The sequence below is a fragment of the Hansschlegelia sp. genome, from assembly GCF_035538955.1.
Taxonomy (GTDB): Bacteria; Pseudomonadota; Alphaproteobacteria; order Rhizobiales; family Methylopilaceae; genus Methylopila.
Map to the genome: position 1 here is coordinate 248,923 of NZ_DATLJK010000010.1, position 20,848 is coordinate 269,770.

The following is a 20,848-nucleotide window of genomic DNA, read 5'->3' on the forward strand; positions in this document are numbered from 1 at the left end:
TTGTGGCGGCCCTGGTCTGGTCTGGAGGACCGGCGATGAGCATGCCTGCCATGCCGGAGATCTCCGATCTCGCCGGCGAGTGGATGATCGCGGAGGGGACGCACGCGTGTCGGCTGACCCTGACGGCGCGCCCGCTCGGACGGGACCTTGCGGTCGAGGCGGATCCCTCCTGCCTCGCGGGCGTCGGGCTGAGCGGGGTCGTGGCGTGGCGGCCGGCGAGCGACGGGATCGGGCTCGCGGGCGCTGGTGGCCGGACGATCGCTTTCCTATCGCGGCGTCCGGACGGGACCCATGGGCTGAGCCGGCCTGGAAGATCCAGTCTGGTGATGACTCGGCGCTGAAAAAATTTCCACGCCATGCAGGGGCTTCGGCCGCTTGATGCGGGACGGAAAGCGATCCATCTTCTTCTACGCCAAAGGGTGTAGATAGGAGGAGAGATGTCCTACACGGTCATTTCGCAGGCTGAGCCGTCGCCGGTCGCCACTGTCGTTCCCACCGTCATCGAAGCGCTCAGCCTTGCGCGCGAGCTTGCGAAGCAGGCGGAGGATCGCATCACGATCGCGACCGACTCCGGCTGGATGCTTTCGCTCGACGAGCTCGAAGAGCTTGTGAAGAACTGAGCATCGGGCCGGCTCCGCCGCAGCGGAGCCGGCCGTCATTCAGTTCGGCCCCTTGCCGCCCAGCCGGCCGGTGAGGAACTGCGCCTCGCCTTCGCCGAACGACCAGTCCGCGTCTGTGTTGGTCACGAAGTTGACCATCACGTCGCTCGCCGCCATTCCGCAGTGCTCCTTCAGCGCTTCACAGAGCAGCCGGTAGAAGGCCTGCTTCTGCTCGACGCTCCTCGGCCGCGTCGTCACCGAAACGATCACGACCTTGTCCGTGCGGGGAATGTCGAGCCCGGTGTCCTCGATGCGGACGCGGCTCGGTTTGTGCTCCTGGACGATCTGGTAGCGGTCTCGTTCCGGAACCCCGAACGCGTCGAGCATGGCGCGATGGGCCGCATCCAGCAGTGTCTCGATCTCGGCGTCGGTGCGTCCCTCGATGAGGTCGAAGCGCAGAAGCGGCATGATCTGATGTCTCCTTGGCACCGGCTGGGCGCTCTTGCTGCATCGTTGAACAGCGCGGCCTCGGGCCGTGCTCAACCTATGGCTCTGGCGGCCTTAATCCCACCGCGTTTGCCGGGTTCATCATCGCGCCCGCCGGTTCGCAGGATATCGAGTCGCCGTGAACATCGCCGCGTCCGCGTCTCTCCAGCTCCGCACGATCTTCGCTTTGATGTTGCGCCGAATGCGCACGAAATATGCGAATTCGCGGGCGGGCTATATCTGGGCGATCGTCGAGCCGCTGATCTGGATTTTCGTCCTCAAGTTCGCGATCCGGGGCAGGAACGATCACCATCCTCCTGTCGGCACCAGCTATGAGGTGTTCTTCGCGGGCGGCGTTCTGATCGCCCGGACATGGCGAACGGTCTCGCAAAGCACGTCAAAGGTGCTGCGGCGCTCTCAGGGCTCGCTGCCGGCAGTTCAGCGGATCGACGCAGCCTATGCGACGTGGCTGCTGGAGATGGCGACTGCGGCGGTTGCGATGCTGGTCGTTCTGGCGAGCCTGGAAGTGTTCGGCTTCGACGCCGTTCCTTACGACCCTCTGACGTGCCTCGCCGCGTTCGGCGCGACAGCGGCCTATACGCTCGCTTTCTCGCTGGTCCTCGCGCTGGCGATGACGGTTGCGCCCGGCCTCGGCCATTTTCAGCACATTCTGATGCTGTGCCTCTTCATGACGTCCGGGTTCACGACGATCGTGGATCGGGTGCCGCCCCAGCTGCGGGAGATCCTCGTCTGGAACCCCGTCGTCCACTGCGTCGAGTGGTTCCGGGAGGGGTTCTACAGAGGCTATGTCTGCGCCTCCCTCGATAGGGAGTATCTGTTCACGGTCACTCTGGTGTGTCTGCTGATCGGTCTCGCAGGCGAACGGGTCCTGCGGCGCCACCGGGTGCGCCGCAGGTAAGCGGCTTCAGCGGCTCTGGTCGACGTCCCGCACGGCGCCTCGCGCGGCGCTGGTCGTGAACGCCGCATAGGCCCTTAGCGCCGACGAGACTTTGCGCTGGCGGGCGGCCGGCTTCCAGGCCGCGGCGCCCTTGGCCTCCTCGGCGGCGCGGCGCGCGGCGACGATTTCGGGCGCGACGGCGAGACGGATCGACCGGTTCGGGATGTCGATGTCGATCACGTCGCCGTCCTGCACCAGAGCGATCAGCCCGCCCTCGGCCGCTTCCGGGGAGACGTGACCGATCGAGAGGCCCGAGCTGCCGCCCGAGAAGCGGCCGTCGGTGACGAGCGCGCAGGCTTTTCCGAGCCCTTTCGATTTCAGGTAGCTCGTCGGGTAGAGCATCTCCTGCATGCCGGGCCCGCCGCGCGGCCCCTCATAGCGGATGACGACCACTTCGCCCGGCTTGACTTTGCCGGTGAGGATGCCGCTGACGGCGTCGTCCTGGCTCTCGAACACCTTGGCGGGGCCGGAGAACGTCAGGATCGACTCGTCGACCCCGGCGGTCTTCACGATGCAGCCGTCCTCGGCAAGATCGCCCTTCAGGACCGCCAGGCCGCCGTCCTGCGAAAAAGCGTGCGCCGCGTCGCGGATCACGCCGGTCTCCCGGTCGACGTCGAGCTCGTCCCAGCGCCGCGACTGGCTGAAGGCGGTCTGCGTCGGCACGCCGCCCGGAGCCGCGCGATAGAAGGTCTTCACCGCCTCGCTGTGGCTCACCGCGACGTCCCAGCGGTCGAGCGCTTCACCGATCGTCGCGCTGTGCACCGTGGGCAGATCGCGGTTGAGCAGGCCCGCGCGCGAAAGCTCGCCGAGAATGCCCATGACGCCGCCGGCGCGGTGGACATCCTCCATATGCACATCGGCCTTCGCCGGCGCGACCTTGCACAGCACCGGCACCCGGCGGGACAGACGGTCGATGTCCTCCATGGTGAAGGGCACCTCGGCCTCATGAGCGGCCGCCAGAAGGTGCAGCACGGTGTTGGTCGAGCCGCCCATCGCGATATCGAGGCTCATGGCGTTCTCGAACGCCGCGAAGCCCGCGACCGAGCGCGGCAGCACGCTTGCGTCGTCGCCCTCGTAATAGCGGCGGGCGAGATCGACGATCAGGTGGCCGGCTTCGACGAACAGCCGCTCGCGGTCTGCATGAGTGGCGAGCGTCGAGCCGTTGCCCGGCAGCGAGAGGCCGAGCGCCTCGGTCAGGCAGTTCATGGAATTCGCCGTGAACATGCCTGAGCAGGAGCCGCAGGTCGGGCAGGCGGAGCGCTCGATGATCTCGACGTCTTCCGCAGCGACGCTGTCGTCGGCGGCCGCCACCATGGCGTCGACCAGATCGAGCGCGACCTCCTTGCCCCGGAGGACGACCTTGCCGGCTTCCATCGGTCCGCCGGAGACGAACACCGCCGGGATGTTGAGGCGGAGCGCCGCCATCAGCATGCCGGGCGTGATCTTGTCGCAGTTGGAGATGCAGACCATGGCGTCCGCGCAATGCGCGTTGACCATGTATTCGACGCTGTCGGCGATCAGCTCGCGCGACGGCAGGCTGTAGAGCATGCCGTCGTGGCCCATGGCGATGCCGTCGTCCACAGCGATGGTGTTGAACTCCTTGGCGACGCCGCCCGCCTTCTCGATCTCGCGCGCGACCAGCTGGCCGAGGTCCTTCAGGTGGACGTGGCCGGGCACGAACTGCGTGAAGGAGTTCACCACCGCGATGATCGGCTTGCCGAAGTCCGAGTCCTTCATGCCCGTGGCGCGCCAGAGGCCGCGCGCGCCGGCCATGTTGCGGCCATGCGTCGTGGTGCGGGAGCGATAGGCGGGCATTTCGGATCCTTTGCCGTCAGTTGGCCGCCGGGCGAGCATTTCCGGCGCGCGAGACCCTCAAGAAGGCGTCGTTTGATCGGCGTGGAGGTGAGCCCGCGCGCCGGCCGTGTCAATCGCGCTCCGGGCGCATCAGGCGCCCGAAAACTCGGCCCAGCAGTACGGCGTCTCGAAAACCTTCACTGAACTGAGCTGCGGCAGCGCCGGCTTCGATCGCTCCCAGATCCAGACAGCGATGTGTTCGGCCGTCGGGTTGGCGAGACCCGGGACGTCGTTCAGCGTGTGGTGATCGAGCTGCAGCCGCAGCGGGCCGAAGGCGGCCTCGACGTCGAAGAAGTCGACCACGAAGCCGGTCGTCGGATCCACCTCGCCCTCGAGCGTCAGCTCGACGCGGTAGGAGTGGCCATGCATGCGGTGGCAGCGATGCGTCGCGGGCACATTCGGCAGCCGATGCGCGGCCTCGAAGGTGAACGCCTGGGTAATCTTCATGGCAGTCCCGCGATCTTGTGCGTCTGGAGGCCGAGCCGCCATGGCGGGTTGGCGAGGCAGTAGGCGGCCGCCGCCGCGGTGTTCTCGACCCGGCGCGGCCCGTCCATCGGCTGCAGCCAGAAGTGCCGGAAGGGCAGCGCCTGGAAGCGCGCAGGGTCCACGCCGTCCTGCGGATAGACGAGCTTGAGCTCGTCGCCATGCGTCAGCCGGAGCGCAGCGTCGGCCTTGGGACTGACGCAGATCCAGTCGAGCCCGGCGGGCGGCTCGAGCGTGCCGTTGGTCTCCACCGCGCTTTCGAAGCCGCGGGCGCGGATCTCCGCCAGCAGCGCCGCGTCGAGCTGGAGCAGCGGCTCGCCGCCGGTAAACACCACGAACCGGCTGGAGGACGACGGACCCCAGGCGGCCTCGATCGCACTCGCGAGCCCGACCGCATCGGCGAAGCGGCCGCCGCCTTCGCCATCGATGCCGACGAAGTCGGTGTCGCAGAACCTGCAGACGGCCGTGGCGCGGTCGGCCTCGCGGCCCGACCACAGATTGCAGCCGGCAAAGCGGCAGAACACCGCCGCGCGTCCCGCCTGCGCGCCTTCGCCCTGCAGCGTCTTGAAGATCTCTTTGACGGCGTAGCTCACCGCGCGCTCCGCTGACCCGGCGCACCGCCGGACCCGAATGATACCCGACGCTGTCGACCGCAGACGAGGCGTGAGCCGCGCGCCTCGGTCCGCATGTCGCGGATGGCTCTCATCTGACGAAGACAAGCGCTCAGCGAGCGGATCGACTGGAGAGTTGGCTGGGGGACGTGGATTCGAACCACGACTAACGGAGTCAGAGTCCGCTGTTCTACCGTTAAACTATCCCCCAGCAGGGGAGTTCAGTCGCCCTTCGTCCAGTCGAGCCGGGGCGACCGCGCGCGAGGCCCGTAAGCGCCGTTCGCAGCGCGTTCCCTCTAACGGGTTCGGATCGCGCGGGCAAGAGGCGCCACGACGCCGAGGCGTCGATGAGGCTCACCGGTTTGTAGCCGTGAAACCTTAAAATTGGCTGTTTCGCGCCAGCGACGCCGCCGGGCCGCCCCGCAAGCTTCCGGCTTTCCGCCGCCTGCTGCTAAACCGGAAGGCTCGCAGGCCGGACGGGGTTGGGGCCGCAAGGGGGAGTGCAGCTTGGCCTCAGCAGGACGACTCGGCCCGGTTCGTTGCGAAGGCCGCAGGCTCCGCCGGGCGGGGGGCGAATCATCGCCGCTCAGGAGGCCTTCGCTGAGGCTTTTGGCGGCGGCGCTCGGCTTGTGCCTCGCCGCATGCGCGTCCCGGCCGGACGCCCACGTCCTCGACCCGGTCGCCGCGACCGGGGGAGCCAGACAGGTCACCGTCTATGTCGCGACGACGCGGGAGCCGGCGACCGGCTCCGGGACGATCTTCACGGACGGTCGCTCTCGCGGGCTGCACTACGCCCGCTACGTCATCTCGATCCCGCCCAACCACAGGCCGGGCTCGATCGAGTGGCCGAAATCGGCGCCCGACCCGTCCAGGGACTTCGTGACGGCGTCGGCGGCGCCGCTGTCCGAGGCGGAGTTCATTCAGCAGACGACGGCGGCGGCCGCACGGTCGCGTGGTCCGCGGCGCGGCGCCGGCGTTTTCGTGCACGGCTACAACTACACCTTTCAGGAATCGCTGTTCAGGCTGGCGCAGATGGACGCCGACGCGGATGTCGGCGGCGCGGCGGTGCTGTTCGCCTGGCCGTCGCAGGGCTCCTTCACGAGCTATGTGGCCGACAAGGAGTCCGTGACCTATTCGCGTGACGGTCTCGCCCATGTCATCGAGGCGCTGGCGGCGGAGCGCGGAACGGCCGGCGTCACGCTGTTCGGGCACAGCATGGGCGGCTGGCTCACGGTCGAAGCCATCCGGCAGTTGCGGCTCGAAGGCCGCGACCGCACGATCGCGCGGCTCGACGACGTCATTCTGGCCGCGCCCGACATCGACGTCGACGTGTTCCGCCAGCAGCTTTCCGTCGTGGGCAGGCTGTCGCCGCCGATCACGCTGCTGGTCTCCAAGGACGACAAGGCGCTCACCGCGTCCCGGTTTTTGTCGGGCGATCGCGGCCGGGTGGGCGCGCTCGACATCGAGGATCCGCAGGTCCAGGAGGCGGTGCGGAGCGAGAATCTGCGCGTCGTCGACATCTCGCAGCTGCAGTCCGAGAACGGCACGAATCACGACCGCTACGCCGCGCTCGCCGCGATCTACCCGCAGCTCCAGTCGCAGCTGGAATCGCGTCCGGGCAACGCCGCGCAGCAGGCCGGGGTCTTCATCCTCGACGCCGCCGCGGCCACCCTCCAGACCCCGTTCCGCGCGGCCGGCGCGATCCTCGGGCAGCGCTGAATCCAGGCAGAAAATGAAAAGGGCCGGCGTGGGCCGGCCCTTCGAGCGTGGAAAGCGGCGATCGGCTTATGGCGTGACCGCCGCGGCCGCCGGCGCGTGGATCACCATGTCGGTGAATGGGGGCACGTAAGCCTGCGCCATCACCAGCAGGCCCATCAGGCAGGCGAGGGCGATCGAGTGGAAGAACACGTAGCGCAGGATGTCGCCCTCGTGGCCGTACCAGCGCGTCGCCGTCGAGGCGACGACGATCGACTGCGCGTCGATCATCTTGCCCATGACGCCGCCGGACGAGTTGGCCGCCGCCATCAGCGTCGGCGAAAGGCCGAGCTGCTCCGCCGAGATCTTCTGCAGAGAACCGAACAGCACGTTCGACGAGGTGTCGGAGCCGGTGAGCGCGACGCCGAGCCAGCCCAGAAGCGCGCCGAAGAACGGGTAGAGCACCCCGGTCTTGGAGAAGGCGAGGCCGAGCGTGGCGTCGACGCCCGAGTAGCGGGTGACGAAGCCGAGCGCGAGCATGGCCGAAATCGTCAGCAGCGAGTAGCGCACGAGATAGAGCGTCCGGCCGTAGACCCGGAGCATGCCGAGCGGCGAGAAGCCCATCACGAAGCCGGCGATGATCGCCGACACCAGGATGCCGCTGCCCGTCGCGGACAGCCAGTTCAGGCTGAAGACGGCCGCCTCGGCCTTCGGGGCCGGCACGACCGGCGGCACGCGCTGGATCAGCTGGTCGACATGCGCGACCGGGAACTTCACGAGCGCGAAGCTGTCGAGGAACGCCTTGACCTGGGGGATGCCCCAGCAGACGACCACGACCGACAGGATCAGCCACGGGAGCCAGGCGCGAAGCACGTCGCCGGTCGAATGCCTGTCGAAGACATGCGCCCCGGCGCCGCCGACGCTTGGCGCGGCGCCCTCGGCCGAGGTCCAGATCTCGCGCGGCCGCCAGACCTTCAGGAACATCGCCAGGCACGCGATCGACACGATCGAGGCGATGACGTCCACCAGCCAGGGGCCGTGATAGTTCGAGACCAGGAACTGCGGGATCGCGAAGGCGACGCCGGCGATCAGGATCGCCGGGAAGATCTGTATCATGCCGCGGAAGCCCGCGAAGGCCACGATCAGCCAGAACGGCACCAGCACCGAGAAGAAGGGCAGCTGGCGGCCGACCATGGCCGACAGGTCGAGCAGCGGAAGGCCGGTGACGGCGGCGAGCGCGATGATCGGCGTGCCGAGCGCGCCATAGGCGACCGGCGCGGTGTTGGCGATCAGGGAAAGGCCCGAGGCGGCGAGCGGCGAGAAGCCGAGGCCGATCAGGATCGCGCCCGTGACGGCGACAGGCGTGCCGAAGCCGCCAGCGCCCTCGAAGAACGCGCCGAAGCAGAACGCGATCAGCAGGAGCTGCAGACGGCGATCATCGGTGATGCCGGCGATCGAGTCCTGCAGGACCTTGAAATAGCCTTTCTCCAGAGTGAGTTGGTAGAGAAAGATGATGTTGAGGATGATCCAGCCGATCGGCAGCAGACCGAAGGCCGCGCCGTAAAGCGCCGTCATGCCGGCTTTGTCGGCCGGCATGCCTTGGCAGAACACCGCGATGATCAGGGCCGCCGCCAGGCCCAGAAGGGCGGCGACGTGAGCCTTGAGGCTGAACAGGCCGATGCCGGCCAGCAGCACCACGACAGGAATGGCGGCGACGAGAGTCGATATGACCGCGTTGCCGAACGGATCGTATATCTGTTGCCACATCATTGGCGGTCCCCCCGCGCTTTCTTGTGATCGCCGGGCGAGCGCCCGACCTGTTGGTGTGACGTCGAATCCCCGCAACCTCCGGATCACGGGCAGCTTGGCCTGCGCCTTTATGAACGGCGGATCAACAATTTTGCGCGAGCGCAGCCGCCTTGCGACGGCTCCGTTCGCTGTTACACTTCCCCTCGAATTGTTTTCACTCGCGCGGCGACGCCCGCCTAGAGCTCCTTGAGCCAGGCCGCGGCGGGGCCGAAGGATGCCGGCTTTTGTCCCACTCCGCCGTAACGCTCGCCGCCCCGGGACTCCCGTTTCCCGTGGCGCGCGGAGCGGCGACCTCGGCTTGCGCCGAACCTCCCGTCCGTCCGCAGCCCGCCACCTATGCGGCGCTCGACCTTGGGACCAACAATTGCCGCTTGCTGGTCGCGCGGCCGGATCGGGACGGCGGCTTCCGGGTGGTGGATTCGTTCTCCCGCATCGTGCGGCTTGGCGAGGGGCTCGCGCATAGCGGCCGCCTCTCGGGCAGCGCGATCGACCGCGCCGTGTCTGCGCTCGCCGTGTGCCGGGACAAGATGGAGGCGCGCGGCGTCTCGCGCTCGCGCCTGATCGCGACCGAGGCCTGTCGGCAGGCCGACAATGGCGAGGCGTTCCTCGAGCGCGTGCGCCGGGACACCGGGCTGGAGCTCGAAATCATCGACCGCGCCACCGAGGCGCGGCTCGCGGCCGCCGGCTGCGCCTCGCTCGCGGATCCGGCGGCGGGCGGCGTCATCCTGTTCGACATCGGCGGCGGCTCATCGGAGGTGGTCTGGCTCGAGCGGCGACGCGGCGGCGGCGCCGGTAACCTCGTGATGCGCGCCTGGGTCTCGCTCCCGGTCGGGGTGGTGACGCTCGCCGAGCGCTATGGCGGCGTGAAGGTGTCGACCGAAGTGTTCGAGGACATGGTCGGCGAAGTCGAGCGGCTGCTCGAGGCCTTTCCGGAGCGCGAGACGCTGAGCGCCTCGTTGAGCGACATCCATCTGCTCGGAACGTCCGGAACCGTGACCACGATCGCGGGCGTGCATCTCGGCCTTCCGCGTTATGAGCGCAGGCTCGTCGACGGCCAATGGATGGCCTCGACGGACGTCACGCGGGTCGTCGAGTCGCTGCGCGAGATGTCTTACGACCAGCGCTGCCAAAACCCCTGCATCGGCCCGGACCGAGCGGACCTCGTGCTCGCCGGCTGCGCGGTGCTGGAAGCCATCAGGCGCGCCTTTCCGGTGGCGCGGCTGCGGGTCGCCGATCGGGGGCTGCGCGAGGGCATCCTGGTCGAGATGATGCGCGCCGACGGCGTCTGGCGCCGTCGCGGCGCGCGCCGTCGCGGGCGACGCGGGTGAGCGCGCGGTCACGCGGCGGCGGCGGAAGCGACAAGGCTTCGGGCGGCGCCGGGCGCAGCCTCGAAGTCAGGGTGCGCACCGCCCGGAAGCGCAGCCACGCCTCGACCCTCTGGCTGAGCCGCCAGCTCAACGATCCTTACGTGCAGGCCGCAAAGCGCGAAGGCTATCGCTCGCGCGCGGCCTTCAAGCTGATCGAGATCGACGACAAGCACCGCTTCCTGAAGCCGGGGCAGAAGGTCGTCGACCTCGGCGCGGCGCCCGGCGGCTGGAGCCAGATCGCCGCGCAGCGCATCGGAGCGACAGAGGGCAAGGGCTCGATCGTCGCGATCGACCTGCTGGAGATGGAGCCGGTGCCGGGCGCCGACTTCATGGTGCTCGACTTCCTCGAAGACAACGCGCCGGAAATCCTGAAGCAGCGGCTCGGCGGCAAGGCGGACGTAGTGCTGTCCGACATGGCGGCGAACACGGTCGGCCACCAGCGCACCGACCATCTGCGCATCATGGCGCTGGTCGAGGCGGCGGCGCAGTTCGCCGCCGAAGTGCTGGCCCCGGGCGGCGCGTTTCTGGCGAAGGTTTTTCAAGGTGGCGCGCAGACCGAGTTGCTGGCCGAGCTGAAGCGCGACTACGCCAAGGTCATTCACGTCAAACCTCCCGCGAGCCGGAAGGACTCGTCCGAGCTCTACGTGCTGGCGACCGGCTTCCGCGGGAGCGAGGCCAGAGACTGACGCATGGGCCAGCAGGGCGCGGACACGCGCGCCGCGCCGCCGGGGCCGCGCTTCCAGGCGACGCTGGCGCGTCCGGTCGCCGGCTCGGGCGTCGGCCTGCACACCGCGAAGCCGTCGAACGTCCGCGTGCTGCCGGCGCCGCCGGATCACGGCGTGGTCTTCCGGCGCTTCGTTCAGGGTGTGGCGCATGACGTGCCGGCGCACTGGCGCAACCGACGGTCAAGGCCACTCTGCACCGCGTTACAAGTCGGCGAGGGGCCGCTGGTGCGGACTGTCGAGCACCTCATGGCGGCGCTGAGCGCCGCGCGCATCGACAACGCGCTGGTGGAGATCGACGCCGAGGAGTTGCCGATCTTCGACGGCAGCGCCGAGCCCTGGAGGCTGAAGCTCGCGGAGGCCGGCCGCGTCGAGCAGGACCGCCCCCGCCGTTATCTTCGCGTGCTGAAGCGCGTCGAATATCGCAATGGCCGGCACAAGCAGTCGATCGATCCCGCGGCGGCCTTCACCGTCAAGGGATCGGTGACGCTCAACGGTCTGGGTCAGCTCAGATGGAGCGGCCCGATCGACCCGGACACCTTCGCCCGCGAACTTGCGCCGTCGCGCAGCTTCGGCCGGCTCAAATGGGCGCTGCTCGCAAAGCTGTTCGGCCGCTTCACGCGCGAGCCCGTGCTGCGCGGCGCGAACCTCTCGAACACTGTGGCGCTCTGGCGGCGCTCCGCCATCGGCGGGTTGCGAATGCCCGACGAGCCTGTGCGTCACCGCGTGCTCGACCTCGTCGGCGACTACGCGCTCGCCGGTCATCCTCTGATGGGGCGGACCACCGCCGTCATGCCGGGCCACGAGCACAACCACGCCATGATCGCGATCCTGCTCGAGGACGCGACCGCCTGGGACCTGGTGGAGATCGCCGAGGGCGGCGACCTGAGGCCGGCGAGCTAAGCGTCAGGCGCGCTCGCGCGCTGCGGTGACAGGATCGGGCCGAGGACCGACATGGCCGGAGACCTCCTGGCCCGCCTCGGGCGCCAGCCGGGCGAACAGAAAGACCGACGAGGCCGAGATCAGTCCGATCATCAGGAAGGCCAGGGGGAAGTCCGAGACGCGCAGCTCGACGCCGCCGCGATGCGCCAGGATGCCCTCCAGCACGAGCGCCGCGATGCTGACGCCGAGCGACAGTGAGATCTGCTGGGCGACGCTCGCAAGGCTCGTGGCGCGACTCATCCGTCCGCTGTCGATGTCGGCGTAGCTGAGAGCGTTCACCGCGGTGAACTGCAGCGATCGGAAAAAGCCGCCGATCAGCAGCGCGATGAGGATGACGGCGACCGGCGTCGTGGCGGTGAACAGCGCCGGCGCCGTCATCAGAGCGGCGGCCACGATCGCGTTGGTCATCATGGTGGCGCGGAAGCCGAACCGCTGCAGGATCGGTTTTGCGGCCATCTTCATGAACAGAGCGCCGAGCGCCGAGGCGAAGGTCAGCATGCCGGACTGGAAGGCGGTCATGCCGAAGCCGACCTGCAGCAGCAGCGGGAGCAGGAAAGGCGCCGCTCCGATGCCGATGCGAAACAGCGATCCGCCCAGGATCGCGGCGCGGAAGCTCGGAACTGCGAGCAGCCTGAGGTCGAGAATCGGGTGCTCGGCGCGCCGGGCGTGGAGCACATAGGCGGTGAACGAGATCGCGCCCGCGCCCAGAATCGCGAAAGCCGCCAGATGCGGCAGCGCCTCGAGGCCGAGCGCGGTCGCGCCGGAGACGATCGCGGCGAGCCCGAAGCCGGACAGCGCGAAGCCAAGCGCGTCGAACGGCGTCCGCTCCTCGCCGCGCACGTCCGGGATGAACAGCGTCGCGAGCGTAATTCCAAGCGCGGCGATGGGCAGATTGATCCAGAAGATCCAGCGCCACGAGAAATAGGTGGTGATGAAGCCCCCGACCGGCGGGCCGAGCACAGGGCCGATCAGCGCCGGTATGGTCAGCCAGGCGAGCGACCCGACCAGCTCCGACTTCGGCACTGTCCTGAGAATCACCAGCCGGCCGACCGGCACCATCATGGCTCCGCCGACGCCCTGCAGGACGCGCGCGCCGATCAACTCCGGCATGGTGGAGGAGAAGCCCGCGAGCGCCGAGCCGAGCGCGAAGGTCGCGATCGCGGCGCGGAACACCAGGCGCGCGCCGAGCCGGTCCGCGAGCCAGCCCGAGATCGGGATGAAGACCGCCAGGCTCAGCAGGTAGGACGTTAGCGCGAGCTTCAGGTCGATCGGATGGATCCTGAGCTCGGCGGCGATCGCAGGCAGCGACGTCGCAAGCACCGTGCTGTCCAGGTTCTCCATGAACAGCGCGCAGGCGACGATCAGCGGGACAAGGATGCGATTGGGAACCGCGGCGTTCGGGAAAGTTGGCATGAGCCTGCCGCATATAGGGGTTGCGGGCGGATCGCACACCGTCATTTGCGTCAGGGCAGGGCCGTGCTAAAGGTCCGCGCCACTTCCCCAACTCGCGCTGCGGCCTGTCGCCGACGCCAAGGGGCCGGACGCCGTCGGGCGGCGCCGGGCGCTCACGCGCACACCCGTTTCAGGAGGTTCGGCATGGAGAGGATCAACAGCGTTCTGGGGAACGAGGCGCTCACCTTCGACGACGTCCTGCTCCGGCCGGGCCTCTCGGAGGTGATGCCTGGCGAGGCCGATCTCCGGTCGCGCGTCACCAGGACGATCTCGCTCAACATCCCGATCCTATCCTCCGCGATGGATACGGTGACCGAAGCCAGGCTCGCCATCGCGATGGCGCAGGCCGGCGGCATCGGCGTCATCCACCGCAACCTGACGCCTGAGGAGCAGGCGACCGAGGTCCGGCAGGTCAAGAAGTTCGAAAGCGGCATGGTGGTGAACCCCGTCACCATCGCGCCGGACGGGACCCTGGCCGACGCGCTGGAGCTGATGAAGCGCCACGGCATCTCGGGCATTCCGGTGGTCGAGGGCGGCGGCGCGCCGGGCCGCGCCGGCAAGCTCGTCGGCATTCTGACCAACCGCGACGTGCGCTTCGCCACCAATCCGCGTCAGCCGGTCTCCGAGCTGATGACGCATGAGAACCTCATCACCGTCGCCGAGGGCGTGGGCCAGGAGGAGGCCAAGCGCCTGCTGCATAGCCACCGCATCGAGAAGCTGCTGGTGGTCAACGACGCCTATGAGTGCGTCGGGCTCGTCACGGTGAAGGACATCGAGAAGGCGGTCGCGAATCCGAACGCCAACAAGGATGGCCGCGGCCGGCTCAGGGTCGCGGCCGCGACGACCGTCGGGGACAAGGGTTTTGGGCGCGCCGAGGCGCTGATCGACGCCGGCTGCGACCTGGTCGTCGTCGACACCGCGCATGGCCACTCGCAGCACGTGCTGGACGTGGTGGCGCGCATCAAGCGGCTCTCCAACGAGGTGCAGATCGTCGCCGGCAACGTGGCGACCGGCGAGGCCACCCGCGCGCTGATCGACGCCGGGGCGGACGCGGTCAAGGTCGGCATCGGGCCGGGCTCGATCTGCACCACCCGGATCGTCGCCGGCGTCGGCGTGCCGCAGCTCACCGCGATCATGGAATCCGTCGAGGTCGCGAAGGCGGCCGACGTGCCGGTGATCGCCGATGGCGGCATCAAATATTCCGGCGACCTCGCCAAGGCGATCGCCGCCGGCGCCGACGCCGCCATGGTCGGTTCGCTGCTCGCCGGAACGGACGAGAGCCCGGGCGAGGTCTACCTCTACCAGGGCCGCTCCTATAAGTCGTATCGCGGCATGGGCTCCGTGGGCGCGATGGCGCAGGGGTCCGCCGACCGCTACTTCCAGGCCGAGGTCAACGACCGGCTGAAGCTGGTGCCTGAGGGCATCGAGGGTCAGGTGCCCTACAAGGGTCCGGTCTCGGCGGTGCTCCACCAGCTCGCCGGCGGCCTCCGGGCCGCGATGGGCTATGTCGGCGCGGCGACGATCCAGGATCTCCATGAGAAGGCGCGCTTCGTGCGCATCTCGGGAGCTTCGCTGCGCGAGAGCCACGTCCACGACGTCACCATCACCCGCGAGAGCCCGAACTATCCGGGCATGGTCTGAGGCGGAGCCGGCGCGATGACCATTGCAGCCGTCCTCGCGCCCGTCTTCGCCCAGGCCGCGCTGATCTTCTTCCTGTTGTCCCGGATGGGCTTCACGCGGTGGGCCGCGGTCCGAAACGGCCAGGTCGAGGTGCGCCCGGGATCGCCCCGGAACTACGGTTGGCCGCGCAGCGCGCAACTGGCCGCCGACAGCTTCCACAACCAATTCGAGCTGCCGACGCTGTTCTTCGCGCTCGCGCCGCTCGTGATCCTGACGCACAAGGCCGATCTGCTGTTCGTGCTGCTGGCGTGGGTGTTCGTCGCCCTGCGCTGGCTGCATGCGCTCGAGCACAATGGGCCGAACCGGCTGAAGCTGCGGTTCCCGCTCTACGCGGCCGGCGCCTTCGTGCTCCTCGTCATGTGGACTGTCTTCGCGGTCCGCATCCTGCTCGCGCTCTGACGTCATGACGCCAGCCGCCCACGCGCTCGCCGCGATCGAAGTCCTGACCGAGATCGAGGCGCGAAGATCGCCGGCCGCCCAGGCGCTCAAGGACTGGGGCGCCGCGCATCGCTTCGCGGGCTCGGGGGACCGCGCCCGGATCGCGAGCCTCGTTTACGACGCTCTGCGCTCCCGCGCCTCGCTCGCCTGGCGCATGGGCGAGGAGGCGCCGCGCGCGCTTGTGCTCGGCGCGCTGGTCTTCGTGCGGCATGCCGATCCTGAGGCGCTCGCCGCCGCCTTTGCGGCGAGTCCCCACGCGCCCGAGCCGCCGACCGAGGCCGAGCGAGCTGCGATTTCCGCCGCCTCCCTGGATGATGCGCCGGACCATGTCCGGGGCGACTATCCCGAATGGCTCGACCCCTCTTTGGCGCGTGTGTTCGGTTCGGAGCGGGCGGAGGAGGGGGCGGCGCTCGCCGCGCGCGCCCCGCTCGACCTGAGGGTCAACGTCCTGAAGGGCGACCGCGACAAGGCGCTCACCGCGCTGTTGCATCTGAGGCCTGAGCCGACGCCGCTGTCGCCGTTCGGAATCCGCATCCCGCTCACTGACGACGGTCGCGGCCCTCCGGTGCAGTCGGAGCCGGCGCACCTGAAGGGCCTCGTCGAGGTTCAGGACGAAGGCTCGCAGCTTGCGGCGCTGCTCGCGGCAGCGGCGCCGGGCGAACAGGTCATCGATCTCTGCGCCGGCGCCGGCGGCAAGACGCTGGCGCTCGCCGCCGGCATGCGCAACCGCGGCCAGCTCTACGCCCACGATTCCGACATCCGCCGGCTCGCGCCGCTGCACGAGCGCACGACGCGGGCGGGAGTGAAGAACCTCCAGGTCCGCACGCCGCGCGGCGCCGCGGACGTGATGGCCGATCTCGAAGCCCGCGCCGACCTCGTGCTGGTCGACGCGCCCTGCACCGGAACCGGCACCTGGCGCCGCAATCCGGACGCCAAATGGCGCATGCGGCCCAACGCGCTGGACGTCCGGACGGCCGAGCAGGACGCCGCGCTCGACGACGGCGCCAGACTCGTGAAGCCCGGGGGCCGGCTGGTCTACGTGACCTGCTCGCTGCTCGCCGATGAAAACGAGGACCGCGTGGCGGCCTTTCTCGGACGTCGTCCGGAGTTCGTCGCGGTTCCGGCCGCAGAGGCCGCCGTGGCCGCGGGCCTGCCGGAGCTGGCGCGCTTCGCGTTGCCGTCCGGCGAGTCGATTCTGCTCAGCCCGCGACGCTCCGGCACGGATGGCTTCTTCATAGCCGTGCTGAGACGCACTTGACCGGCGGCCCGTCCAGGCCATTTCGCCGGAGAGGGCGTGGCCACGGCGGGGCAGATGCGGGCGATCAGCGGAATTCTTCAGATCATCGGCCTTCTGGTCGTCCTCGTGGCCGGCTACTGGATCTGGTATGCGAACTGGGGACCGAACCCGAACGACCGGATCGGGACCTCGATCGCGCCGATGCTTCCCGCGCCCTTCCGGGACTGGGGCTGCGGCAAGCTGAACCAGCGTTTTGGCGGCGAGTCGCCGACCGTCTGCAGCCCGGTCGCGGCCGACGCCGCGCCGCCTGCGCCCGGCGCTCCCGACGGCAGCGGCAGGCTCTAACCTCCCCCGGCGTTTTTTCACGGCCGCTCCGCCGTTTGCGGCGTTGCGGCGCCGCGCCTGTTCGGAGTACGGACAGGCCATGACCGCCGCCACCTCGCACGACCGCATCCTCATCATCGATTTCGGGTCGCAGGTGACCCAGTTGATCGCCCGTCGCGTTCGCGAGGCGGGGGTCTATTGCGAGATCGTGCCGTTCAACCTCGCCGAGGAGGTCTTCCGCGACTTCGGCGCCAAGGGCGTGATCCTGTCCGGCGGCCCTGCCTCGGTGGCGGAGATCGGCACCCCGCGGGCGCCGCAGGCGGTGTTTGAATCCGGCGTGCCGGTGCTCGGCATCTGCTACGGCCAGATGACCATGGCCGAACAGCTCGGCGGCGCTGTCGAGAGCGGGCACCACCGGGAGTTCGGCCGCGCGGACCTCCACGTCGTGGCGCCGTCGCAGCTCTTCACCGGCGTCTGGGAGGACAAGAGCCGTAACCAGGTGTGGATGAGCCATGGCGACCGCATCACGCGGATGCCGCAGGGGTTCCGCATCGTGGGCGTCTCGGAGAACGCGCCGTTCGCCGCGATCGCGGACGAGACGCGCCGCTATTACGGGCTGATGTTCCACCCCGAGGTCGTGCACACGCCCGAGGGCGGCAAGCTGCTGACCAATTTCGTGCGGCGGATCTGCGGCTGCTCGGGCGACTGGTCGATGGCCGCCTATCGCGAGGAGGCGATCGAGAAGATCCGGGCGCAGGTTGGCGACGGCCGGGTGATCTGCGGTCTGTCGGGCGGCGTCGACTCCGCGGTCGCGGCCGTGCTGATACACGAAGCGATCGGCGATCAGCTCACCTGCGTGTTCGTCGACCACGGACTGATGCGCAAGGACGAGGCCCGCCAGGTCGTCGACCTGTTCCGCGGCCACTACAACATCCCGCTCGTGCATGTGGACGCGAGCGACATGTTCCTGGCCGCGCTCCAGGGCGTCGAGGATCCTGAGGCCAAGCGCAAGGCGATCGGCCGGCTGTTCATCGACGTGTTCGACGACGAAGCCGGCAAGGTCGGCGGAGCCGACTTCCTCGCGCAGGGCACGCTCTATCCGGACGTCATCGAGAGCGTCTCGTTCTCGGGCGGCCCGTCGGTGACGATCAAGTCGCACCACAATGTCGGCGGCCTTCCCGAGCGCATGAACATGAAGCTCGTCGAGCCGCTGCGCGAGCTGTTCAAGGACGAGGTCCGCGCGCTCGGCCGCGAGCTTGGCCTGCCGGAGGCGTTCGTCGGGCGCCATCCGTTCCCGGGCCCCGGGCTCGCCATTCGCTGCCCCGGCGAGGTCACGCGCGAAAAGCTCGACGTGCTGCGCCAGGCCGACGCGATTTATCTCGACGAGATCCGCAAGGCCGGCCTCTACGACGCCATCTGGCAGGCCTTCGCGGTCCTGCTCCCAGTCCGCACCGTCGGCGTGATGGGCGACGGCCGCACCTATGAGAACGTGCTGGCGCTGCGCGCCGTGACGTCGGTCGACGGCATGACGGCCGACTTCTATTCCTTCGACATGAACTTTCTCGGCCGCGCCGCCACCCGCATCATCAACGAGGTGAGGGGCGTCAACCGCGTCGTCTACGACGTGACCTCGAAGCCCCCCGGCACGATCGAGTGGGAATAATTTTTGCCCATCCGAGGGTATCCGAAACTACGCCAGAATACGCTCTAACACACTGAACAATAAAAATAACTTAGCCAAGGCCTATCGAGGTCTATAGGTGGGCATAGAACGCGTCTGTCGGGTCTGGTGACGGACCCGCCCCCCGTTGATCATCCGGAAAATCGAAAGTACCGTCAGAGCGACCGAGGCCAATGACGGTACTTTTTTCAGCCTAACACGCTGAAAATAAAAAGATTTCTCCGCCTGACGCCTCCAAAAACCGCGTGACGGTCCTTTTTCCGCGAGAAGGCCCAAATGTTGACGGACGCAGCACTCAAGTGTCTGAAACCAAAAGCCAAAATGTACAAGGTGACCGATCGTGACGGCATGTATGTGCGCGTCGCGCCGACAGGCGGCATCTCGTTCCGGCTTGACTACCGGCTGAACGGCAGGCGGGAGACGGTCCATCTCGGCAAGTACGCCCGAGATGGGATCACACTCGCCCGGGCGCGAACTGTGCCTGGACGCGAAACGGATGATCGCCGAGGGGCGGTCCCCCGCGATAGAGAAGCAGCGGGATAAGCGCCGGATCAAAGAGGCCAAGAGTTTCGGCGAGTTTGGCGAGAAGTGGCTGACGGGTGCGCCCATGGCCGACAGCACGCGCGCGATGCGCCGCGCCATCTTCGAGCGTGAACTCAAGCCCGTCTGGCGGAACCGCTTACTGACCGAGATCACGCTTGATGACCTGCGCGCCCACTGCGCCAAGATCGTAGAACGGGGCGCGCCTGCGACGGCCATCCACGTGCGGGATATCCTGAAGCAAATTTACGCCTTCGCCATTCTCCACGGCGAAAAGGTCGCGAACCCGGCCGATGACGTCGGGCCTGCTTCAATCGCCACCTTCACGTCCAAAGACAGGGCGCTTTCGCCGACCGAGATCCGCATCATGCTCAAGCAGCTCGAACATGTGGCAACGCTGCCGACGATCCGTCTCGGCATGAAGCTTTATCTCCTCACCATGGTCCGGAAGAGCGAGCTGCAAGACGCGGTGTGGGACGAAGTCGATTTCGAGAACGCCGTTTGGACGATCCCGAAGGAGCGCATGAAGCGGTCGAAGCCGCACAATGTCTACCTGTGCCGGCAGACGCTCGACATCATGATTGCGCTCAAGACCTGCGCTGGCAATTCAAGGTATCTGCTGCCGTCCCGCTACGACGCGGACGTGCCGATGTCGCGGGCGACCTTCAACCGGGTCACCTACGCTGTCGTCGAACAGGCCAAGAAGGAGGGGCTGCCGCTGGAGCCATTCACCGTGCATGACCTGCGCCGCACGGGCTCGACGCTGCTCAATGAGTTGGGCTTCAACCGCGACTGGATCGAAAAGTGCCTGGCGCACGAGGACGGGCGTTCATCTCGCGGCGTCTACAACAAGGCGGAATACGAGGTTCAGCGTCGCCACATGATGCAGGAATGGGCCGACACCGTCGCTGCGTGGGTCGAGGGCCGGAAGTATGTTCCGACGTTGCTGCCGACAGTCATGCCGCCTATCGCCCTCGATCCTGCCCTTTGACCGGGCGGGACTTGCGCTTGGTGACGTCGGGATGCTGTGCGCGCTGGATCGGCTTCGCGCGCCGCGCCAGTAACCACGCGTGGACCTCGGCGAGATCCCAGACGATGCAGCGCGGCGACAGCGCGAAGCGGCGTGGAAATTCGCCGCGCTGCTCCATGTCGTAAATCGTGCTGTCGGCCAAAGGCACCATCTCGCGCAGCTGGCGCCGCCGGATGGTCTTCCTGATCTCCAAAGGCTCGCTCTGACCCGTACCAAATCTCCTTTGCGGCTGTCGCTGGCGATTGAGAACGATAGGTGCCGATGCCGGAAGTCCCTTCTGCGTGGCGTGCGGCAATCTCGTGCTCTGGCGTAGAAATCGGCGGGTTAATTTAAGTCCTGACAGCGCGGCTGGACATCCGTCAGCCCACAGAATCTGCACGACGCGTCGCAGGGGCCCGGCGCCGTAATTGCGCTGTTCAGATCACGCACCATTTACTGCTTGCAGCGGCGTGGATGCGATCCGGACGTTCGCAAGCGCCGTAACAACGATAAAGCGTGCAACGCTTAAGGATTTCATGGGCGGCGGTAGCGAGGAGACGCAGAAGACCCATAATCTGATCGGAACAATTCTCGGGGCTGACGGGGCGACGTTTGCAAAGACCTTTGCATCATGGGGAACCATCGTGCCGAGATCGAAGATCGAGCTGCGCCATGTGCGCTACATCATCGCCGCCGCGGAAAGCGGCAGCTTCCGGCGCGCGGCTCAGGACCTCGGCGTAGAGCAGTCGGCGATCAGCCGGCGCATCCGGGACGTCGAAGATGAGATTGGTGCCAAGCTGTTCCGCCGTCACAGCGCTGGCGTCGACCTGACGGAGATCGGCAGGCGGTTTCTGCACCAAGCCAGCCCGGCGCACATCAGATCGGTTCGGCATTCGAACGCGCGCGGACCGACGCAGCGACAGAGCGACATCTCACGGTCGGCGTCTTCGGGCCACTGACC

20 protein-coding genes, 1 tRNA gene and 1 pseudogene are annotated in these 20,848 nt (G+C 68.0%); 14 read left to right on the forward strand and 8 right to left on the reverse strand.

Annotated elements, in window-relative coordinates; all coding sequences use genetic code 11:
- Positions 1-35 precede the first annotated feature (35 nt).
- On the forward strand, positions 36-341 hold the full coding sequence (locus tag VM780_RS07485; RefSeq protein ID WP_325446642.1) for an AprI/Inh family metalloprotease inhibitor: 306 nt from the start codon (positions 36-38) through the stop codon (positions 339-341).
- Positions 342-437: 96 nt separating this feature from the next.
- Complete coding sequence (locus tag VM780_RS07490; protein WP_325446643.1) at positions 438-620, forward strand: hypothetical protein; 183 nt, start codon at positions 438-440, stop codon at positions 618-620.
- A gap of 39 nt (positions 621-659) precedes the next feature.
- Here VM780_RS07490 and VM780_RS07495 read toward each other — a convergent pair whose 3' ends face one another.
- Positions 660-1,067: a tautomerase family protein gene (locus VM780_RS07495; protein ID WP_325446644.1), complete on the reverse strand. Its 408-nt coding sequence runs from the start codon at positions 1,065-1,067 to the stop codon at positions 660-662.
- 157 nt (positions 1,068-1,224) lie between these two features.
- On the opposite strand from VM780_RS07495, the gene VM780_RS07500 reads away from it, so the two are divergent.
- Positions 1,225-2,004, forward strand: coding sequence for an ABC transporter permease (locus VM780_RS07500; protein WP_325446645.1), 780 nt, complete (start codon positions 1,225-1,227; stop codon positions 2,002-2,004).
- 6 nt (positions 2,005-2,010) lie between these two features.
- On the opposite strand, the gene ilvD is transcribed toward VM780_RS07500, so the two are convergent.
- The 4 genes from ilvD to VM780_RS07520 form a co-directional block, all read right to left on the reverse strand.
- Positions 2,011-3,858 (reverse strand): dihydroxy-acid dehydratase, encoded by a 1,848-nt coding sequence (ilvD, locus tag VM780_RS07505; protein ID WP_325446646.1) that lies wholly within the window; start codon positions 3,856-3,858, stop codon positions 2,011-2,013.
- Between the two features lie 129 nt (positions 3,859-3,987).
- The gene (gene queD, locus VM780_RS07510) at positions 3,988-4,344 is read right to left on the reverse strand and encodes a 6-carboxytetrahydropterin synthase QueD (RefSeq protein ID WP_325446647.1); all 357 of its coding nucleotides are present in this window, start codon (positions 4,342-4,344) and stop codon (positions 3,988-3,990) included.
- Entirely contained in the window at positions 4,341-4,973 is a 633-nt protein-coding gene (gene queE / locus VM780_RS07515; RefSeq protein ID WP_325446648.1) for a 7-carboxy-7-deazaguanine synthase, read from the reverse strand. Before queE ends, queD begins: the two co-directional genes overlap by 4 nt.
- A 155-nt stretch (positions 4,974-5,128) precedes the next feature.
- Positions 5,129-5,202: transfer RNA gene (locus tag VM780_RS07520), tRNA-Gln, on the reverse strand.
- Between the two features lie 416 nt (positions 5,203-5,618).
- Here VM780_RS07520 and VM780_RS07525 point away from each other — a divergent pair.
- Positions 5,619-6,710, forward strand: coding sequence for an alpha/beta hydrolase (locus VM780_RS07525; RefSeq protein ID WP_325446649.1), 1,092 nt, complete (start codon positions 5,619-5,621; stop codon positions 6,708-6,710).
- A 66-nt stretch (positions 6,711-6,776) separates the two neighbouring features.
- Here the strand turns inward: VM780_RS07525 and VM780_RS07530 are convergent, their stop codons facing one another.
- Positions 6,777-8,456, reverse strand: a complete 1,680-nt coding sequence (locus VM780_RS07530; RefSeq protein ID WP_325446650.1) for an L-lactate permease — start codon at positions 8,454-8,456, stop codon at positions 6,777-6,779.
- A gap of 311 nt (positions 8,457-8,767) precedes the next feature.
- Between VM780_RS07530 and VM780_RS07535 the strand changes: the two genes are divergently transcribed.
- The 3 genes from VM780_RS07535 to VM780_RS07545 are packed head-to-tail and all read left to right on the forward strand — an operon-like array spanning position 8,768 to position 11,487.
- Positions 8,768-9,823: a Ppx/GppA phosphatase family protein gene (locus VM780_RS07535; protein ID WP_325446651.1), complete on the forward strand. Its 1,056-nt coding sequence runs from the start codon at positions 8,768-8,770 to the stop codon at positions 9,821-9,823.
- Entirely contained in the window at positions 9,820-10,548 is a 729-nt protein-coding gene (locus VM780_RS07540; protein WP_325446652.1) for an RlmE family RNA methyltransferase, read from the forward strand. The genes VM780_RS07535 and VM780_RS07540 overlap by 4 nt, the downstream gene beginning before the upstream one ends.
- Before the next feature lie 3 nt (positions 10,549-10,551).
- Complete coding sequence (locus VM780_RS07545) at positions 10,552-11,487, forward strand: UDP-3-O-acyl-N-acetylglucosamine deacetylase (protein WP_325446653.1); 936 nt, start codon at positions 10,552-10,554, stop codon at positions 11,485-11,487.
- A gap of 3 nt (positions 11,488-11,490) precedes the next feature.
- Here VM780_RS07545 and VM780_RS07550 read toward each other — a convergent pair whose 3' ends face one another.
- A complete protein-coding gene (locus tag VM780_RS07550) occupies positions 11,491-12,939 on the reverse strand; it encodes an MFS transporter (protein WP_325446654.1) in 1,449 nt (482 codons plus the stop codon).
- Between the two features lie 183 nt (positions 12,940-13,122).
- Here VM780_RS07550 and guaB point away from each other — a divergent pair, with 183 nt between their 5' ends.
- The 6 genes and pseudogenes from guaB to VM780_RS07580 all read left to right on the forward strand — a co-directional run bounded on the left by guaB (position 13,123) and on the right by VM780_RS07580 (position 19,869).
- Complete coding sequence (gene guaB / locus VM780_RS07555) at positions 13,123-14,619, forward strand: IMP dehydrogenase (protein WP_325446655.1); 1,497 nt, start codon at positions 13,123-13,125, stop codon at positions 14,617-14,619.
- A 15-nt stretch (positions 14,620-14,634) separates the two neighbouring features.
- Positions 14,635-15,057 carry an MAPEG family protein gene (locus tag VM780_RS07560; RefSeq protein ID WP_325446656.1) on the forward strand — a complete coding sequence of 141 codons (423 nt, stop codon included), beginning with the start codon at positions 14,635-14,637 and terminating at the stop codon, positions 15,055-15,057.
- Positions 15,058-15,061: 4 nt separating this feature from the next.
- Positions 15,062-16,354 (forward strand): RsmB/NOP family class I SAM-dependent RNA methyltransferase, encoded by a 1,293-nt coding sequence (locus VM780_RS07565; protein ID WP_325446657.1) that lies wholly within the window; start codon positions 15,062-15,064, stop codon positions 16,352-16,354.
- A 36-nt stretch (positions 16,355-16,390) separates the two neighbouring features.
- A complete protein-coding gene (locus tag VM780_RS07570; protein ID WP_325446658.1) occupies positions 16,391-16,678 on the forward strand; it encodes a hypothetical protein in 288 nt (95 codons plus the stop codon).
- Between the two features lie 79 nt (positions 16,679-16,757).
- Complete coding sequence (gene guaA / locus VM780_RS07575; RefSeq protein WP_325446659.1) at positions 16,758-18,320, forward strand: glutamine-hydrolyzing GMP synthase; 1,563 nt, start codon at positions 16,758-16,760, stop codon at positions 18,318-18,320.
- Positions 18,321-18,614: 294 nt separating this feature from the next.
- Positions 18,615-19,869 (forward strand): annotated as a pseudogene (locus VM780_RS07580) (tyrosine-type recombinase/integrase).
- Here the strand turns inward: VM780_RS07580 and VM780_RS07585 are convergent.
- Positions 19,844-20,101 carry a helix-turn-helix transcriptional regulator gene (locus VM780_RS07585; RefSeq protein WP_325446660.1) on the reverse strand — a complete coding sequence of 86 codons (258 nt, stop codon included), beginning with the start codon at positions 20,099-20,101 and terminating at the stop codon, positions 19,844-19,846. The pseudogene VM780_RS07580 and the gene VM780_RS07585 sit on opposite strands and share 26 nt — an antisense overlap.
- Positions 20,102-20,357: 256 nt before the next feature.
- On the opposite strand from VM780_RS07585, the gene VM780_RS07590 reads away from it, so the two are divergent.
- Positions 20,358-20,846 carry a LysR family transcriptional regulator gene (locus VM780_RS07590; RefSeq protein ID WP_325446661.1) on the forward strand — a complete coding sequence of 163 codons (489 nt, stop codon included), beginning with the start codon at positions 20,358-20,360 and terminating at the stop codon, positions 20,844-20,846.
- Positions 20,847-20,848: the final 2 nt, after the last annotated feature.

What these genes read in the sequence shown, in the direction of transcription:
- VM780_RS07485 (WP_325446642.1), top strand. Translation starts at nt 36, where the DNA reads ATGAGCATGCCTGCCATGCCGGAGATCTCCGATCTCGCCGGCGAGTGG.
- VM780_RS07490 (WP_325446643.1), top strand. Translation starts at nt 438, where the DNA reads ATGTCCTACACGGTCATTTCGCAGGCTGAGCCGTCGCCGGTCGCCACT.
- VM780_RS07495 (WP_325446644.1), bottom strand. Translation starts at nt 1,067, where the DNA reads ATGCCGCTTCTGCGCTTCGACCTCATCGAGGGACGCACCGACGCCGAG.
- ilvD (WP_325446646.1), bottom strand. Translation starts at nt 3,858, where the DNA reads ATGCCCGCCTATCGCTCCCGCACCACGACGCATGGCCGCAACATGGCC.
- queD (WP_325446647.1), bottom strand. Translation starts at nt 4,344, where the DNA reads ATGAAGATTACCCAGGCGTTCACCTTCGAGGCCGCGCATCGGCTGCCG.
- VM780_RS07530 (WP_325446650.1), bottom strand. Translation starts at nt 8,456, where the DNA reads ATGATGTGGCAACAGATATACGATCCGTTCGGCAACGCGGTCATATCG.
- VM780_RS07545 (WP_325446653.1), top strand. Translation starts at nt 10,552, where the DNA reads ATGGGCCAGCAGGGCGCGGACACGCGCGCCGCGCCGCCGGGGCCGCGC.
- VM780_RS07550 (WP_325446654.1), bottom strand. Translation starts at nt 12,939, where the DNA reads ATGCCAACTTTCCCGAACGCCGCGGTTCCCAATCGCATCCTTGTCCCG.
- guaB (WP_325446655.1), top strand. Translation starts at nt 13,123, where the DNA reads ATGGAGAGGATCAACAGCGTTCTGGGGAACGAGGCGCTCACCTTCGAC.
- VM780_RS07560 (WP_325446656.1), top strand. Translation starts at nt 14,635, where the DNA reads ATGACCATTGCAGCCGTCCTCGCGCCCGTCTTCGCCCAGGCCGCGCTG.
- VM780_RS07565 (WP_325446657.1), top strand. Translation starts at nt 15,062, where the DNA reads ATGACGCCAGCCGCCCACGCGCTCGCCGCGATCGAAGTCCTGACCGAG.
- guaA (WP_325446659.1), top strand. Translation starts at nt 16,758, where the DNA reads ATGACCGCCGCCACCTCGCACGACCGCATCCTCATCATCGATTTCGGG.